Source organism: Bradyrhizobium sp. HKCCYLR20261, assembly GCF_051168435.1.
Lineage (GTDB): Bacteria > Pseudomonadota > Alphaproteobacteria > Rhizobiales > Xanthobacteraceae > Bradyrhizobium.
Map to the genome: position 1 here is coordinate 24,241 of NZ_JBNPUZ010000022.1, position 17,658 is coordinate 41,898.

The 17,658-nt window shown below is 65.8% G+C and carries 9 protein-coding genes and 1 tRNA gene; 5 read left to right on the forward strand and 5 right to left on the reverse strand.

What is annotated here, in order from left to right:
• Nucleotides 1-78: 78 nt before the first annotated feature.
• A complete protein-coding gene (locus tag ACQR1L_RS31690) occupies nt 79-2,394 on the reverse strand; it encodes a Tex family protein (protein ID WP_434861839.1) in 2,316 nt (771 codons plus the stop codon).
• Nucleotides 2,395-2,590: 196 nt separating this feature from the next.
• On the opposite strand from ACQR1L_RS31690, the gene ACQR1L_RS31695 reads away from it, so the two are divergent.
• Nucleotides 2,591-4,651, forward strand: coding sequence for an ATP-dependent helicase (locus ACQR1L_RS31695; RefSeq protein ID WP_434861840.1), 2,061 nt, complete (start codon nt 2,591-2,593; stop codon nt 4,649-4,651).
• Between the two features lie 483 nt (nt 4,652-5,134).
• Here the strand turns inward: ACQR1L_RS31695 and ACQR1L_RS31700 are convergent, their stop codons facing one another.
• Entirely contained in the window at nt 5,135-6,094 is a 960-nt protein-coding gene (locus tag ACQR1L_RS31700; RefSeq protein ID WP_434861841.1) for a fatty acid desaturase family protein, read from the reverse strand.
• 12 nt (nt 6,095-6,106) lie between these two features.
• On the reverse strand, nt 6,107-7,132 hold the full coding sequence (locus ACQR1L_RS31705) for an alpha/beta fold hydrolase (protein WP_434861842.1): 1,026 nt from the start codon (nt 7,130-7,132) through the stop codon (nt 6,107-6,109).
• Nucleotides 7,133-8,039: 907 nt separating this feature from the next.
• Here ACQR1L_RS31705 and ACQR1L_RS31710 point away from each other — a divergent pair.
• The 3 genes from ACQR1L_RS31710 to ACQR1L_RS31720 all read left to right on the forward strand — a co-directional run bounded on the left by ACQR1L_RS31710 (nt 8,040) and on the right by ACQR1L_RS31720 (nt 13,562).
• Entirely contained in the window at nt 8,040-9,119 is a 1,080-nt protein-coding gene (locus ACQR1L_RS31710; protein ID WP_434861843.1) for an LLM class flavin-dependent oxidoreductase, read from the forward strand.
• A gap of 337 nt (nt 9,120-9,456) precedes the next feature.
• Nucleotides 9,457-12,984, forward strand: a complete 3,528-nt coding sequence (locus ACQR1L_RS31715; RefSeq protein ID WP_434861844.1) for an autotransporter domain-containing protein — start codon at nt 9,457-9,459, stop codon at nt 12,982-12,984.
• 167 nt (nt 12,985-13,151) lie between these two features.
• Complete coding sequence (locus tag ACQR1L_RS31720) at nt 13,152-13,562, forward strand: hypothetical protein (RefSeq protein WP_434861845.1); 411 nt, start codon at nt 13,152-13,154, stop codon at nt 13,560-13,562.
• A 27-nt stretch (nt 13,563-13,589) separates the two neighbouring features.
• On the opposite strand, the gene ACQR1L_RS31725 is transcribed toward ACQR1L_RS31720, so the two are convergent.
• Together ACQR1L_RS31725 and ACQR1L_RS31730 are read right to left on the reverse strand one after the other, a co-directional pair.
• On the reverse strand, nt 13,590-14,279 hold the full coding sequence (locus tag ACQR1L_RS31725) for a flavin reductase family protein (RefSeq protein WP_434861846.1): 690 nt from the start codon (nt 14,277-14,279) through the stop codon (nt 13,590-13,592).
• 172 nt (nt 14,280-14,451) lie between these two features.
• A tRNA-Ser gene (locus ACQR1L_RS31730) sits at nt 14,452-14,519 on the reverse strand.
• A 174-nt stretch (nt 14,520-14,693) separates the two neighbouring features.
• On the opposite strand from ACQR1L_RS31730, the gene ACQR1L_RS31735 reads away from it, so the two are divergent.
• A complete protein-coding gene (locus ACQR1L_RS31735; protein WP_434861847.1) occupies nt 14,694-17,645 on the forward strand; it encodes a hypothetical protein in 2,952 nt (983 codons plus the stop codon).
• The last annotated feature ends 13 nt before the right edge of the window (nt 17,646-17,658 follow it).

The window sequence follows — 17,658 nt, forward strand, 5'->3', positions numbered from 1 at the left end:
TCGACCTTTTTAGTTCAACGCCGCGGAATGAAGCGCCATGCCGCGACGTGCCACCGTTGTCAGGAGTCGTCTGAGCGCTCACGCGCCCTTGCGCCGCTCCTGGGCTTTCGCCAGCGCCGCGGCGAAGGCGCCACCGCCCGACGGCTTCTCCTCGCGCGTGGTCATGCGCGCCGCCGCCGGCGGTCGCGCGCTGGTGCGCTTCTCGCCCTTGGCCGGCAGCGGATCGGACAGCCGCAAGGTCAGCGAGATGCGCTGGCGCGGCACGTCGACATCGAGCACCTTGACCTTCACCACCTGGCCCGGCTTCACCACCTCGCGCGGATCGTTGATGCGCTTCTCGGACATCGCCGAGATGTGGATCAGGCCATCCTGGTGCACGCCGATGTCGGCGAAGGCGCCGAACGCGGCGACGTTGGTGACGGTCGCCTCCAGGATCATGCCGGGCTTGAGGTCGGTGATCTTCTCGACGCCCTCCTGGAAGGTCGCGGTCTTGAATTCGGGGCGCGGGTCGCGGCCGGGCTTCTCCAGCTCCTTGATGATGTCGGTGACCGTCGGGACGCCGAAGCGCTCATCGGCGAACTTCGCCGGATTGAGCGCCTTCAAGGTCTTGGTCTCGCCGATCAGCACCTTGATGTCGCTCTTGGTCGCTTCGAGAATCTTCTTCACGACCGGATAGGCTTCAGGATGCACGCCGGAGGCATCGAGCGGATTGTCGCCGTCGCGGATGCGCAGGAAGCCCGCGCACTGCTCGAACGCCTTCGGTCCCAATCGCGGCACGTCCTTGAGCTTGTCGCGGGTCGGGAACGGACCATTGGCGTCGCGATGCGCGACGATGTTCTGCGCCAGGGTCTCGCCGATGCCGGACACGCGTGCCAGCAGCGGCGCGGAGGCGGTGTTGAGATCAACGCCGACCGCGTTCACGCAGTCCTCGACGGTGGCATCGAGCGCGCGCGCCAGCTCGTACTGATTGAGGTCATGCTGATACTGGCCGACGCCGATCGAGGCCGGCGGCACCTTCACGAGCTCGCCGAGCGGATCCTGCAGACGGCGCGCGATCGACACCGCGCCGCGGATCGAGACGTCGAGATTGGGGAATTCCTTGGCGGCGAATTCCGAGGCCGAGTAGACCGACGCGCCGGCTTCCGAGACGATCGCCTTGGTCAGCTTGAGGTCCGGCTTCAGCTTCATCAGGTCGGTGACCAGCTTCTCGGTCTCGCGCGACGCGGTGCCGTTGCCGATCGCGACCAGCTCGATGCGGTGCTTGATGCAGAGCTGCGCCAAGGTCAGCATGCTCTCGTTCCACTGCCGCTGCGGCTCGTGCGGATAGATCGTGGCGTGATCGACGAACTTGCCGGTGCGGTCGATGACCGCGACCTTGACGCCGGTGCGGAAGCCGGGATCGAGACCGAGCGTGGCGCGGCCGCCGGCGGGAGCTGCAAGCAGCAGGTCGCGCAGGTTCGCGGCGAACACGCGCACGGCTTCCTTCTCCGCTTCCTGCCACAGCCGCATGCGCACATCGAGCGCGAGCGAGGTCTTGATGCGGGTGCGCCAGGCCCAGCGCACGGAGTCCGACAGGAACTGATCGGCGGGACGGCCCTGGCGCGAGATGCCGAAGGTCACTGCGATGCGGTTCTCATACAGCGACGGATCCTTCGAGTCTTCCGGCTCGCCGTCGCCGAAATCGAGCTGCAGCACCTCTTCCTTCTCGCCGCGCAGCATCGCCAGGATGCGGTGCGACGGCAGCTTGGTGAACGGCTCGGAGAAATCGAAATAGTCGGCGAACTTGGCGCCTTCGGTCTTCTTGCCGTGACGCACCGTCGACTTGACGGCACCGCGCGTCCACATCTCCTCGCGCAGCGAGCCGACGAGGTCGGCATGCTCGGCGAAGCGCTCGACCAGGATCGCGCGGGCGCCGTCGAGCGCGGCCCTGACGTCCTTGACCGGATTGTCGCCGTCCTTCTTGATGAAGGCCTTCGCCTCTTCCTCGGGGTTCTTCATCGGATCGCCGATCAGCATGTCGGCGAGCGGCTCGAGCCCGGCCTCCTTGGCGATCTGCGCCTTGGTACGGCGCTTCTCCTTGAACGGCAGATAGATATCTTCCAGGCGCGCCTTGGTGTCGGCGGTCGCCAGCGCCAGCTCGATCTCCGGCGTCATCTTGCCTTGCGACTTGATGCTCTCGATGATCGCGGTGCGCCGTGCATCCATCTCGCGCAAGTAGCGCAGCCGCTCTTCCAGCGTACGCAGCTGCGTGTCATCGAGCATGCCCGTCGCTTCCTTGCGGTAGCGCGCGATGAACGGAACGGTCGCGCCGCCGTCGAGCAGGTCGATCGCGGCTTGGACCTGGGCGTCCCTGACAGAGAGCTCAGCAGCGATGATGGAGGCAAAATTCGACACGGTGTTCTTCCGAGATTCGTGACGGGGCTGATTGGATAGGAGTCCAAGCGCGCCGGCGCAAGCGGCTGACTGACGCTCTGTGGGCAACCGTGGCAAAAAAGACCGATTGCGAATCATGTAAAACGCTGCCGCAAGCGGGCCATGTCGTTGCGCGCATGGCGCAAATCGCGGATTCTCGCGAGCTGAGGGGCGATTCGTGCAGGCAGCGGCCGCGACATATCTCGACGATCTCAATCCGGAGCAGCGCCGCGCGGTCGAGCATGGCGGCGCTTTGGCCGCACCTGGGCCGCCGCTGCTGATCATCGCGGGGGCCGGCTCGGGCAAGACCAACACGCTGGCGCATCGCGTCGCGCATCTGCTCGTCAACGGCGCCGATCCGCGCCGCATCCTGCTGATGACATTCTCGCGCCGCGCCGCGAGCGAAATGAGCCGGCGTGTCGAGCGCATCGCGCGAAAGGTGCTGGGCAGCCAGGCGGAGGCGATCACCTCGGGACTGACCTGGGCCGGCACGTTTCACGGCCTGGGCGCGCGAATGCTGCGCGACTATGCCGAACGCATCGGCCTCGATCCCGTGTTCACGATCCATGATCGCGAGGATTCCGCCGACCTGATGAATTTGGTGCGGCACGAGCGCGGCCTGTCCAACACGCAGAAGCGCTTTCCGACCAAGGGCACCTGCCTTGCGATCTACTCGCGCTGCGTCAATGCCGACATGCCGCTCGACGAGGCGCTGGTGCGGCACTTTCCCTGGTGCGCGGAGTGGGCCGGCGAGCTGAAGGGCCTGTTCGCGGCCTATGTCGACGCCAAGCAGGCCAATGCGGTGCTCGACTATGACGACCTGCTGCTCTACTGGGCGCAGATGATGGCGGACGAGAGCATCGCCCGCGAGATCGGCGATCGTTTCGACCACGTGCTGGTCGACGAGTATCAGGACACGAACCGGCTGCAGTCGCAGATCCTGCTTGGCCTCAAGCCTGACGGCGCCGGTCTTACCGTGGTCGGCGACGATGCGCAGTCGATCTACGCGTTCCGTGCCGCGACCGTGCGCAACATCCTGGAATTTCCCGATCAGTTCAGTCCGCGCGCCGACATCGTCACGCTCGACCGCAACTACCGCTCGACACAGCCGATCCTCTCCGCAGCCAACGCGGTGATCGGACTGGCGCGCGAGCGCTTCACTAAGAATCTGTGGACCGACCGAATCGCCTCGCGCAAGCCGCAGCTGGTGACGGTGCGCGATGAGACCGACCAGGCGCGCTACATCGTCCAACAGGTGCTGGCCAAGCGCGAGGAAGGCATCGTGCTGAAGCAGCAGGCGGTGCTGTTCCGGACCTCCTCGCACTCTGGTCCGCTGGAGTTCGAGCTGACGCGTCGAAACATTCCGTTCGTGAAGTTCGGCGGGCTGAAGTTTCTCGATGCCGCGCATGTCAAGGACATGCTGGCCTGCCTGCGCTTCGTCGAAAATCCGCGCGACCGCATCGCCGGATTCCGCGTGCTGCATCTGATTCCGGGCATCGGCCCGGCGTCGGCGCAGCGGCTGCTCGATGCCGCCGGTGAGAGCGCCGATCCGCTTCGTGCGTTGTGCGCCCAACCGACGCCGGCGCGCGCGGGAGAGGATTGGGCGACGTTCGTGCGCATGCTCGACCAGCTGCGCGTTTCGGACTGGCCCGCCGACATCGAGCGCGTCAGGCACTGGTATCAGCCGCATCTCGAGCGCGTGCACGAGGATGCGGAGGTACGCAGCGCCGATCTGCTGCAGCTCGAACAGATCGCCAGCGGCTATCCGTCGCGCGAGCGCTTCCTCACCGAATTGACGCTCGACCCGCCCGACGCCACCTCCGACCAGGCCGGCGTGCCCCTGCTCGACGAGGACTATCTGATCCTCTCCACCATCCACTCCGCCAAGGGCATGGAGTGGAATGCGGTGCACGTCCTCAACGTCGTCGACGGCTGCATGCCGTCCGATCTCGGCGCCGGCTCCAGCGCCGAGCTGGAGGAAGAGCGTCGGCTGCTCTATGTCGCGATGACCCGCGCCAAGGACGATCTGCATCTGCTGGTGCCGCAGCGTTTCTTCGTCCATGGCCAGCCCGTGCGCGGCGATCGTCATGTCTACGCCTCGCGCACGCGATTTATTCCAGAGGCGCTGGTGTCGCTGTTCGAGCGTGTCAGCTGGCCGAAGGTGCAGGCGGGGTCGGCGGTTGCGAGCGCGGGGCCGCGGATCGACCTGGGCGCAAGGATGCGCGAGCGGTGGCGGTGAACTAAATCTGCAGCAGCAGTGCTCCTATGGCGCCAATGACTGCGCCCTCTCCCCCAAGGCGAAGCAATGGCTTCGCCAGGGTGGGAAAGGGCATCGCCGCTATAAGCGTCATACTCACTCGGGTGAGGGGTTCTTTCCCCAAATTCAGGACTGAGTTCGTGGCAACCCCTCACCCGGCTTTCATGCGTTGCTTGAAAGCCACCATCTCCCACCCTGGCGAAGCAATAGCTTCGCCTTGGGGGAGAGGGTGCACCGTCTGCTCGGCGAGGGCTTGCCGACATCGCAGGCGACGCGGTCGGTCTGCGCCTCCCCCGCTTGCGGGGGAGGTCGCATCGCATGGTCAGATGCGATGCGGGTGGGGGCCGCTCCGGAAAGACTGCCGCTGTGGCGCCCCCACCCCGACCCTCCCCCGCAAGCGGGAGAGAGGGCGCACTGATCGCGTGGCAACGGCTCGGATCCCAACTCATCATGTGCGAGACTTCGTTAGGTCTGAGACTTCGTCCCCTCCCACTGCGTCCGAAACCACGCCCAGGTCTGCCGCGTCACCGCGACATACCCCTCCCCGCGATACTTGATCTCCCCATCCACGATCGCATGCAGCTTCGGCAGCGCGTGGAACGGCACGGCGGGATAGGCGTGGTGCTCGACGTGGTAGGGCATGTTCCAGGCGATCCAGTGCACGAATTGCGTGGTGAAGGTGGTGCGGGTGTTGTGGAAGGCGCTTCTCGTGTGATCGCAGCCGGTGTGCTCGGCGTAGAGATAGGGGCGCAGGATCAGTTGGCCGAGCAGCAGCGGCACGACCCAGACCCACAACAACAACGCGCTGTGCAGCGCCAGCGAGCCGAGCAGCAGCAGCGCGTAGCCGGCGACGTAGAAACGCGCCTCGCGCACGATGATCGCGCGGCGGCCGGCGGGGACCCAGGGCACGGTCACTTCGCCGGTCACCGCATGCTTCAGCACCAGCTTGAGGCGGCCGGCCACCTGGACCAGACCTGAATAGGCGATCGCGAGTTGCGTCTCGGAGCGCGGCTTGGGGCCAACGATCAGTTCGGGATCGCGCTGGGGATCCTGGGTGTGGCGGTGATGCTCCCAGTGGAACAGGCAGTAGTACTCATAGGGCAGCCCGATCAGGAAGCCGGACAGATTGCCGACCGCCACGTTGAGCCTGCGGCTGTCGAATGCGGTCTTGTGCGCGGTCTCGTGCACCGCCATGAACAGGAACGCGATCAGCACGCCCTGCACCGGCAGCAAGGGCAGCGTCCACACGACGCCCTGCGTCGAGGCAATGGCTCCGATCAGCGCACCGATGGCGACGATCGCGCCGTAATGACTGAGCGTGCGCAGGGCGCCCTTGAGGTTGGAGCGCGTGCAGAGCTGCTGCAACACTGGCGGAGTCAGCAGCTTCGGGCGAGGCGCGAATTCGTCGGTGGGCACGTCGGTCATGACAGATAGGGCTCAGCTCTGGAGAAGGGTCGACACTTGGGCTTTGATGAAGTCGCGATCGGCCGGGATGCGAACGGGATTGCCGGCGCGGTGGCCGTGGACCGAGGGGATCGGCCGCAGCGCGGCGGAGCGCGCGTTGATAAGCTTCGGCAGCTCGCGCTCATTGTCGCGCCAGTCGAAATAGCGGTCGGTCTGGCCGGGCATCAGCAGCATGCGCGCGGTGATCGCGGCCAGCGCCCGGTCGAGATCGCCTGAGAACGCCGCGCAATTGCTGATGTCGCCGCCCTGCCAGATCGCGATCTGCGTCAGCAGATTGTTGGCGTCGCGATGGGCGAAGGCGGTGTCCCAGGTCGCGGCGAGATAGTCCTCCTGCGAGCCAAAACCCTGCTCGCGCCAGACCTCGTCGCGGTAGAACTCGTAGGACATCGCCCATCCGGCATAGATACGGCCCATGGCGCACAGGCCGGCCACCGGCTTCTCGACGAACCGGCCGTTCCGGAACGCAGGGTCGGCGATCAGCGCCGCCTTCACGGCGTCGAGGAACAGATGATTGTAGGGCGAGCAGCGCGCGCTGCCGCACACGACCGCGGCGCGCTCGACCATGTCGGGATGGAGCGCAGCCCAGTGATAGGCCTGCATGCCGCCCATCGACCAGCCATAGACCAGCGCGAGCTTCTCGATGCCGAACTGCTCCGCCAGGAGCCGCCTCTGGACCGCGATGGCGTCGTGATAGCTGATCGCCGGGAACGGCGTCTCGCCGACCGGCGTGTTCGACGGCGACGACGACAGGCCGTTGCCGAACAGATTCGGGATGATGATGAAATATCTGTCGGAGTCGAGAATGCCGCCGGGCCCGATCAGCCATTCGATGTCGGTGTGCTGGGCGCCGAACGAGGTCGGATAGAGGATGACGTTGTCCTTGGCCGCATTGAGCGTGCCATAGGTCTTGTAGGCGAGCCGCAGCGACGGGAACGTCACGCCCGATTGCAGCAGGACGTCGCCCGCATGGAAGATCTGATAGTCGCCGCCTGAGGTCATGCGCGTGGTCCCATGTCGTCCATGCACCGAGCCTAGGTGATGCGCGGCGGGCCGACACGCCCATTTTTTGGCATGGCATGCGCGCATCAAGGGCGCGACGGCCGGCGTTGCACCGCCCATGCGCGGGCGGTCCCGCGGCCGGTTTCGCCCGAGTCTTGCCAGATGGAACACCCTCGAAAGATGAGGGCGCAGGGAATGCCGGGTGCTGGCCGCAACCCATGGCCCGCCTGCGAAAAAAATGCAGGCGGCAGGTACCACAGGTTCAGCCGACAATCCGGCATTCCCTGCGCGATGGGCTTACGGCTGCTCCGAGCTCTCCCCGGGGACCGGCTGTCTTGCCCCCGTCGCCGATGGATCACACCACCGGCTTGGCCTCAGCATCGGGAGGCCAGGACCACACGGCTTGACCGTCCGCAGCGGATCGTTCGTCGGCGCGACTTGCGTCACGCTGCGACCCGCCACGGCCACCGCATCCCCGCCTCGCGTCTCGTGACGACCGCGCGTACGCCCCTCATCGATGAGGCGGGATGGAGAGAGTAGAGCATAGTTTTCGGAAAAACGAAAGAGGAAATTTTGGGCGTGACCCGAATCGGGTTGCGGCCCTCGTCTTCGCCAGGCAACCGTCATTCCGGGGCAAGGCCGAAAGGCCTTGAACCCGGAATCCCGAGATTGTCTGGATCTCTTTTCGCCACATCGAGATTCCGGGTTCAATCGTCATGCGCAGTCGCGCATGACGATTGCCCCGGAATGACGGGGGATGACGGGGTGAGGCGGCGGACCCGCGTTCGCAGACAGGGCCTCTGCGGAGTGAAACCCTGTGTTTCGCCCTGGCCGCTTGCAATCCGGTTCAGCCCCTTCCAGCTGACAGCGGGACGCCGTATGACGGCGCGACGGATTGGAACGAGACATGACTGCAGCAATCGAATTCGGCCTGGATACTTTCGGCGACGTCACCCGCGGCGCCGATGGCGCGATCGCGCCGCATGCCCAGGTGATCCGCGACGTCGTCGAGGAGGCCGTGCTCGCCGACCAGCTCGGGATCGACTTCATCGGGCTCGGCGAGCATCACCGCGGCGACTTCGCGATCTCGGCGCCCGAGGTCGCGCTGGCGGCGATTGCGGCGCGGACCACGAAGATCAGGCTCGGATCTTCGGTGACGGTGCTGAGCTCGGACGATCCGATCCGCGTGTTCCAGCGCTTCGCCACGCTCGATGCTGTCTCGAACGGCCGCGCCGAGGTGATCCTCGGCCGCGGCTCGTTCACGGAATCCTTCCCGCTGTTCGGCTTCGACCTCAAGGACTACGAGACGCTGTTCGAGGAGAAGCTCGATCTGTTCGTCAGCCTGCTGCCGCAGCAGCCGCTGACCTGGCAGGGCAATCTGCGCCCGCCGCTGCGCGAGCAGCTGGTGTATCCGCCGGTCGAGCACGGCCGGCTGAAGGCGTGGATCGGCGTCGGCGGCAGTCCCGAGTCCGTGGTGCGCGCGGCGCATTACGAGCTGCCGCTGATGCTCGCGATCATCGGCGGCGACCCCACGCGGTTCGCGCCCTATGTCGATCTCTATCATCGCGCGATCAAGCAGTTCGGCCGCGCGACGAACCCGATCGGCGTGCACTCCCCCGGCTATGTCGCCGACACCGACGAACAGGCGCGCGAGGAGCTGTGGCCGGACTACAAGACCATGCGCGACCGCATCGGCCGCGAGCGCGGCTGGCCGCCGATGGGCCGCGACGAATTCGTCCAGGAGGCCGATCACGGCTCACTCTATGTCGGCTCGCCGGAGACGGTGGCGCAGAAGATCGCCGCCACGATCAAGGCGCTCGGCCTGTCGCGCTTCCAGCTGAAGTACTCCGCGGGTCCCCTGCCCCACGCCAAGCTGATGCGCAGCATCGAGCTGTACGGCCGGGTGGTGGTGCCGCGGGTGCGGGAGCTGCTCGCGGAGAGCCAGCAACGTCCAAGCGAGGCGGATCAGTCGCTCACGATGTCCTGAGGCTGCGATGTTGGGCTGCCCCTGGGCAACCCACATCGACGCCCGGCATTGTCCGACGTGACTACAACCGAAAGCACGCGCGCCGATCGCGCCACACCAAATGGTCGGCAAAATTCCCGCTGTGCTGGGCAGGGTGATTCGCGATCACGTCAAGGCTGTGTGTCCCGGCGATGACAGACACCGACCAAAGGCAATCGCTAACAAACCGTTAAGAATCTGAAACAAACGCCCAATAGTGACGGCGGCGGGACAAAACGTCGCATGTGTGACGGCGACGCGTCCCGCCGGAGTCCGCATCGGTTCCGGCATCGAATGTCTTTGTCTGGGAACCGTCGGAATGTCGTCGTCTGCTTACCTGAAGTTCTGGAAATATGCCGCGCTGGGCTCGGCGCTGCTGCCCTTCGCCGCCAAGGCCGGCGACATCCCGACCACGCCGCCGGTGAACTTCACCAATTCGAGCACGGCAACGGTTGGCTCGACCATGGTCAACGTGGTCGATTCCTACATCAACCTGATGCTGAACGATCCGGCGCTGACCAACGGCACGGGCGTCATGGAACAGAACCTCGCCACCGTGGTCCGCATGACGCGGGCGCGCACCGCGGCGCAGACGCTGGAGGCGATCCACGACGACCGCACCAGTCAGCAATACAGCGTCTTGAACGGGCTCGGCGTGCTCACCAGCTCCTTCATGACCGGCACCGGCGCCTCCGCCAGCGGCACTACGCCGAACAGCCTGACGCCGACGACCTACGCGCCGTACACGCTGCAGAACTTCCAATCCAACATCAACTATCTGAACAGCGCGAGCTGGGGCGCGACGACCTTCGGCAATGGCAGCGCGACACCGCTCGCCGCCGCCGTCAACTTCGTCAACAACACCGTGCGCGCCAATTCCTCGACCGAGCCGTCCAAGCGCACCTTCGAGCGCTACATGGGCTCGACCGCGCCGGTGACCAACCCCGGCGCGTTCGGCGCCTCGGTGAACCAGACCACGGTAAGCCCGCTGGCCGCCGCCTTCGGCAACTACAACGCCACGACCAGGACCGGGTTGACCACGGCCGACACCGCCAACATCGTCGTCCCCACCTATTACGGCAACCTCACGATCCCCGCGGTCTACGGCAACGCCACCAACTGGGTGCGCGGCTTCACCGTGACCCAGGGGATGATCGACGCGCAGAACAACGCGAACGGCACCAGCCTGAGCTATCTCACCGTGCCGAATGTCGGCAGCATCGTGAACGGCGTGCTGCAGCCGACGCAGTTCGTGGTCGGCGACTACGTGCCCGGCATCGGCGCGGCGTCGCGGCCCTACCGGTTGTCGACCGACGTCAGCGTGCCGACGCCGCTCTTGCAGATCATCAACAGCACCAACCCCTATGCCGACGGCGGCTTCATCTCCGGCCACACCAATTCCGGCTATACGCAGGCGCTCGGCCTCGCCTTCCTGGTGCCGCAGCAATATCAGAGCCTGCTGGCACGCGCCGCCGATCTCGGCAACAACCGCATCCTGGCCGGCATGCATTCGCCGCTCGACGTCATCGGCGGCCGCACGTTCGCGACCGCGATCGCGGCCACCAACATCTACAATGCGCTGTATGATTCCAACGGCGACCGGGTCGACTGGACCAACCCGGCCAACACCAATGCCTACGCCGTCTACCAGGCCTACACCCAGACGCAGTCGTATCTCTCGTCATCCTGCGGCACGGTGAGCGTGCAGGCCTGCATCCAGCAGGCGCAGGGCGGCGCGGCGACGATCGCGGCGGCCTCCAAGGACGTCAACCTCAGCTCGACCGATCCGTCGAGCTACACCTACCGCATGACCTATGGCCTGCAGCTCGCCGGCGCCAGCACCACCCTGCCGGAGAACGTGCCGGTGCAGGCGCAGGTGCTGCTGCTGACCCGCTTTCCCTATCTCAGCGACGCCCAGCGCACCGACATCCTGAAGACCACGGCGCTGCCCTCCGGCTACGCGCTGCTCGACGGCAACACCTGGGACGGCTGGGGCCGCATCAATCTCTACCAGGCGGCCTACGGCTATGGCGCGTTCAACAGCGCGGTCGCGGTGACGATGGATGCCGCGCAGGGCGGCTACAATGCGTTCGACATCTGGAGCAACGACATCTCCGGCGCGGGATCGCTGACCAAGAGCGGCAGCGGCACGCTCGTGCTCGCCGGCAACAACAGCTATGGCGGCGGCACCACCGTGAATGGCGGCGCCCTCGTCATCGCGGCGGGCGCTGCGGTGACGAGCCCGATCAGCGTCAATGCCGGCGCGACCCTCTCCGGCCTCGGCACCGTCGGCAACGTGAACGTCGCCGGCACGCTGGCGCCGGGCTATCAGGCGGTGACGGGCCTCACCGGCCAGGCCGGCAAGCTCACCGTGCTCGGCAGCCTCGCCTTCACCAGCGGCGCAGCTTACGCGCTGCAGTTCACGCCCGGCAGCTTCAGCACGACCAGCGTGTCCGGCACGGCGACGCTGAACGGCCAGGTCACAGCGACGTTCGCGAGCGGCGTCTATGCGGCGGGCAGCAAGGTGGCGATCGTGTCCGCCGGCGGCGGCGTGAACGGTCAGTTCGCCTCGTTCAACTCCACGACCACGGGCATCACCAACGTCACGCCGACCTTGAGCTATGACGGCCAGAACGCCTATCTCACGCTGAAGCAGGCCGCGCTGCCGTCGCTGCCGGCCACTGGCGTGAGCGGCAACGGCCAGCAGATCTACAACGCGCTCGCCAATGCGGTGACCAAGGGCGGCACCTTGCCGACGTCGCTGCAGTCGATCTACTTCCAGAGCGCGGCCGGCGTCGGCGCGACGTTCAATCAGCTCGCCAGCCAGAGCGCACCGGCGGTGACGCAGAGCGTCGGCCAGAGCATGACCGGCTTCCTCTCCACCGTGCTCGACTTCGGCGGCAGCGGCCGCTCCGGTTCGAACCCCGGCGGCTCGCCGATGATGGCTTATGCCGAGGCGAGCGGCCCGGCCGCCAAGGCCGGCAGGATCTTCGCCAAGGCGATGCCGATGGAGCCGAGCTGGGCGGTGTGGGGCTCGGCGTTCGGCGGCGGCGGCCGCATCGGCGGCGATGCCGCGGCCGGCAGCCAGGACCTGTCGTCGCGGATCTACGGCCTCGCGGCCGGCGCCGATTATCGGCTGGCGCCGGACGTGACGCTGGGCTTCGCGCTGTCAGGCGGCCAGGCCAGCTTCAGCGTCGCGCAGGGCGGCGGCTATGGCAATTCGGACTTCATCCAGGCGGCGGCCTATGCGACGAAGCGCTTCGGCGCGGCCTATGTCTCCGGCAGCCTCGCCGCCGGCGCGCATTGGATGTCGACGACGCGCAACCTCACCGCCGGCGCCATCGAGACGCTGCGCGCGAGCTACACGGCGCCGACCCTCGCGGGCCGCGCCGAGGCCGGCTACCGGTTCGATCTGGGCTTCGGCGGCCTCACGCCCTACGCCGCGCTACAGCTGCAGCAGGTGTGGAGCCCGTCCTACAGCGAGACCAGCTCGCTCGGCGCGGGCGGCTCGGCCCTCACCTTCGCCGCGCGCGACACCACCCTGCCGCGCACCGAGCTCGGCCTCTGGGCCGATCGCCGCATCTCCGAGACGTTCCTGCTGCGCGGCCGCGCCGCCTGGGCCCACGACTACAATCGTGACTCCAATGTGAGCGCGACGTTCCAGACCCTCCCCGGTGCGAGCTTCGTCACCACGGGCGCGCGGATCGCGGCGGACTCGGCGCTGCTGTCGGGTGTCGCCGAGGTCGCGCTGACTTCGCATCTCACGCTGTCGGGTCAGATCGACGGCCAGTTCGCGCCGTCCGCATCGTCCTGGGCCGGCACCGGCCGGGTCAGATATCAATGGTGATGTGATCCGCCGGCCTTCAAAACAGCCGCGTCCGAGAGGGCGCGGCTGTGTGCAGCGGAGCGACATCATGCTGGCGGGACAGGATGGTTCGGGACAATCTGCGCTGACGGGTTAACCCATCCTTGGCCGCACGCGTCGTAGCCTGTTGGTGTCAGACGGCGCGCGCGGTGCCGAGCTTGGGGGACGATCCGATGGTGCTGAAGGTGATCGCGGTGGTCTACGGCCTCTGGTTCGTGCAGGCTGCCCTGGATCCCGGCTTCTACGATACGACGGCGCACACGGTGAGCGCGACGCTCGCGCTCGGCGGATTGATCGCGCTGTTCGACCATGCCTTCAGGCTGCACCTGCTCACGGCGATCATCTGGCGGGTCTTTGCCGTGATCTACCTCGCCGACGGCCTGGTCCATGCCGTGCCGACAGCGAAGCGGCTGATCGAAACGCAGCGCTACGACGTGCTGGTCGGCGCGGCCGCGATGAGCTTCGTATTTCAATTCCCGATGCTCTACAGCCTGATCAGGCTGTCGTTCCGATCCGCGCTCTCAGGCGACACAGGACCGGCACGGTTGGCGACGCGATAGCGTCGTCGCCCGCCACACCATTGCGCGTCAGGCCGGAACGGCCAGCGGACGCGACGCGTCCCGTGCACGGATGATGTCGGGCGTGCGATAGGCTGCTTCGGGAATGGTGCCCAGGCGGGACTCGTGAACGCGCGGACCGAGCCCATAGAATTGCTGAAAGCTCATGATCAGCGGCCGCCATTTATCGGGATCGACGCGGTCGCGCGTGCCGTCCATCAGGATGGCGGGGGCGACATGGACCCGCTGCACGCGCACCTCGAAGCATTGGATGTGGCCCTTCAGGACGGCATCGTCATCGGCGATGCCGTGCACCGCCTCGACGCAGGCTTCGAGCTGCACCGGACATTCGGCGACGCGCGGCGCGGCGACGGTCTCGGACGGCGCAGGCGTGAGACCGGCCGCAGTGAACTTGTCGGGCTCGTGACGATAGCCCTTGCGCAGCTTCATCGGCGGGACCGGATCGGACCCCGTGGTCAGCGCCAGCCGGTCGACGGCGGCGACGAGGTCGACCGAGGGCAGGTTCAGCACGCATTCGCCGGTCCGCAGCATGTTCTGCGGCGTCTTCGATCCCGCCGCGAGGCCGAGCATGCAGCGCCAGCCGAGCCAGAACGCCGAGGACATCGGCGCGAGATTGGCGCTGCCGTCCTCGTTGACGGTGCTGATGAGGACCACGGGCGTCCCGAAATACAGGATGCCCGGCTCGATGGTGGTGTGCATGACGCTCTCCAGGTGATGCAGCGGCGACGGCCACTGTCGGCTCCTGGATGGTTCCCTGATGACGGCGATGCGCTCCACCCGATTCCCGGACAAGCGTCATTTCGCGGCGATGCTGCGCACTTCAGGAAAGCTGCGATGATGTCCGGCGGCTGGAGGCGTGGCGCTGAAAGAATGGCGATCCCGGCATGACTCGAACATGCGACCTACGGTTTAGGAAACCGTATCACCGCATAATAAATCAATGGGTTAGCACCCCGGTGTTGCAGATACGTTGCACGCCCGATTTCGGCCGCTAAGAAGTCCCCATCCCGTCCGGCCTAGAATCGTGCATATTGCAGCCGTTGGCTGAGCCGAACACCGCTTCGGCCCCAGCACCGTCGCGGCGAGCCGCCGTGTGCTCGAGCGAGACGAGAAATGGATCCCGTTGTTATCCCTCCGAGCGGCCAGACGCCGGTGAAGCTCGCGAGGGTCATCCGCTTCCATCTGGGCGAGCTTTCGGCCCGCAACGGCCACCACGAATTCGAGAACCTCTGCCGCCATCTCGCACGGGCAAGGATCTACCGCAACATCCTGCCGGCGACCGGACCGGTCTCCGCAGGAGGAGACCAGGGCCGCGACTTCGAGACCTACAGCGCCGGGATTGGGATCGGCCTCTTCGACCGCAGGATCTCCGACGGCAAGGCCGTCTTTCTCTGTTCAATCGAGAAACGGATCGAGGCGAAGATCAAAGCGGACGTCAACTCCGCGCTGAAGGAAGGAAGGGCCGACGAGATCTTCTACTTCTGCGAAAGCAACTTGCCGGTCGGCAGACGGCACGCGCTCCAGGATTGGGTCCGCAAGACCCATGACGTCCCTCTGGAAATTTTCGACGGATCCGCGATCGCCGAGATGTTGAGCGACCGCGACGTGTTCTGGATCGCCCAGGAGTTCCTTCACATCCCAGCGGAGATCGTTCCGGCGACCGTGGATCAGGACGAATGGTACGGGAAGCTGCGCGAGCGCTGGAGCGGGCGCGCACCTCTCTCGGCCAGCGCGGCCGATTTTGCCGAGATTAAGTTCGGTCTCCGTCGCGCGACGCGGAACGAAGGCGCGAAGCCGGACTTCCTCCGCTGGATCGGGCTGATGGAGCGCTTCACCGAACCCGCTTCGCCCCGCCACCTCCAACGCTGGGCTGCCTACGAAATTGCGGTCGCCTTTCTGCGCGGCAAGAGCGAGATGACGAGCCAGTTGCCGCGTCTGAGGGACTTCTTCTCCGACCTCGAAGACTGGTTGGCCGTGGCGGATATGAAAGACGCTTCGGTTCTGCTGGTCTACGCTTTCGGAGGCTTGGCCTTGAAGCAACTCGAAGCGGACCCAGCCGAGCTTTTCGCTTGGCGGGGTCGATTGCAGTCGCTGCTCGATCGCGAGATCTTGGGAGCACTGGGGCCGGGACGACGGAGCACCCTGCTCGATGCCCGGGCTTTCCTGCAGTTGGTGCCGGAGGTAGAGGGCGGCCCACTCCTTACCGATCGCGCATTCGACGATTGGGAGCTGATGCTGAAGGAGGCGGAAGCGACGCCGCTCTTTCCTATCGCCGAATTCGCAGCCCACCTGTCGAAGATGACCGGCCCATTGGGACCTCACCCTCGATTTGCGAAATTGGCTGAAGACGCCGACGCGCTGCTCGCGAAACGGCAGGGTCCGATGATGGCGGCCGAAAGCACCTTCGAGCGCGCGCGGGCATTCTACAAGATCGACGATTTGCTCCAGGCGGTGCGCGATCTGCATCGGGTGCAGCAACGCTGGCTGACCGGCGACTCCATGGTCGCGTTTCAGCAAGCGAGCTATCTTCTGGCCACCTCATACCTCGAACTCGGAGCCGCCTATGCCGCGAAGTACGTGGCCTTGGCGGCCGCGTTCGTCGCCCGAACGTCCGACGATCAGGAGGTCGCCCGTACCGCGCCAACCATGCTCTTCCGAGCCGCGGACGCGGACGACACGGCGGGCAATTCCATGTCGTTCCTCCGCTTGCTCCTTCTGGCGATGCTTGCCCACGTCGAACATGACGCCGACCCGCTCGATCACGATAGGCATCCCGATATCCGTGCCCAGCTCGGCCAGGCCGCCGCCCTCCGAGGTCTCGCAGCTCGTGCCGGATCGTACTATCTCGCGCAAGTGGATGCCGCACTTTCGAAATGGCCTCCGCCGCTGCAGGAGACGATCATCCAATCGTCTCTCGACCCGGACGGGTTCTGGACAAAGGGCTCGTGGGACGAGACCTGGAGCAGGATCGAGGAAAGCTTCGTGGATCGGCCATTCGGCGACCTCGGCGCGACCCGGACGGTTTCCTGGCGGGCCCTCGGTGTTCGCTGGACCGCCTCGTTCGCCAATGTCCCGGAGACGGTCGCGATCGCCGAGGAAACCATAGCCACCCTCCAGATCGTGCTGGTAGCGCTGGCCGGCCTCGATCTCTGCCTGCTGCCATTGAACGTGCATCTAAACATCACGCTTTGTCGCAAAGCGCCTCGCGTCCAAGTTCGCGAGGAGCCTTCTGTAAAGGATGCGATCGTCGTGGACATGGAGGTCCGCCGGCAGTTTTCCGAGAAGCACGTAAACCGATGGATCGCAGACGTCTTCGTGCCGACCATGGGGCTGCTCAGTCTGATCTCGCTCCTCCCTAGAGACATCCTGCAGTCCGCTATTGAACGAGAACTCAGGGAAGCCGCAGGTCGTGTCTATATCGCGCGGCCTTATCGCGAACTCTATCGAGAGTTCACGGATGACGAGAATTTCGAGCGTACGAACCCCACCGACACCGCTCCCCTCGCCCTCGATCGCCGATTCGACGGACAGGAGCATCCGTTGCTCGCTTCCAAAACCGGCCCCGGACCGACCTATTCGAAGGCCGAAGCGTTGGAGCGGATCGGACGCAGGTACGAAAAGGGAATCGCAAGCGTCGGCTACACCACACGCCGCCTCGGCAATCGCGCGGATCGCCGAAAACTTCTCGTGCAGTGGCATCGCGAAGGATTGCGAGACTGGGAAATCCTTTCGATCATAGCCAACGCCGCAGCGAACCTGCGACATCCCCTGAAAGATGACGCCTCCGAAACGCAAGCGACCGAAGCGCTTCGCGCAGCCTTCGACTTCGTCGAAGACCCGCATTCGGCCCTCGATCCCGACCTCATTCCGGTAGACCTTCTCCAGCGGTTCCGACAGGTCTATCAAACGACCTATCTGAGATCCTGGGACCTGGACGTCCACTTCCCCGCGGCCGACGAGAAGACGCTCGAAGCGTTCCTGGTCGCACGATATGGACTTCGAAGCGACGACGTAGAACATCCGGACGTCTTCGCATGGGAGACGACCGAACGCGGCAAGGGGTAGTCGTCCTCCAACG

Excerpts from the sequence above, each read along its gene's own strand:
- ACQR1L_RS31700 (WP_434861841.1), bottom strand. The coding sequence starts at position 6,094 with ATGACCGACGTGCCCACCGACGAATTCGCGCCTCGCCCGAAGCTGCTG.
- ACQR1L_RS31705 (WP_434861842.1), bottom strand. The coding sequence starts at position 7,132 with ATGACCTCAGGCGGCGACTATCAGATCTTCCATGCGGGCGACGTCCTG.
- ACQR1L_RS31710 (WP_434861843.1), top strand. The coding sequence starts at position 8,040 with ATGACTGCAGCAATCGAATTCGGCCTGGATACTTTCGGCGACGTCACC.
- ACQR1L_RS31715 (WP_434861844.1), top strand. The coding sequence starts at position 9,457 with ATGTCGTCGTCTGCTTACCTGAAGTTCTGGAAATATGCCGCGCTGGGC.
- ACQR1L_RS31725 (WP_434861846.1), bottom strand. The coding sequence starts at position 14,279 with ATGCACACCACCATCGAGCCGGGCATCCTGTATTTCGGGACGCCCGTG.
- ACQR1L_RS31735 (WP_434861847.1), top strand. The coding sequence starts at position 14,694 with ATGGATCCCGTTGTTATCCCTCCGAGCGGCCAGACGCCGGTGAAGCTC.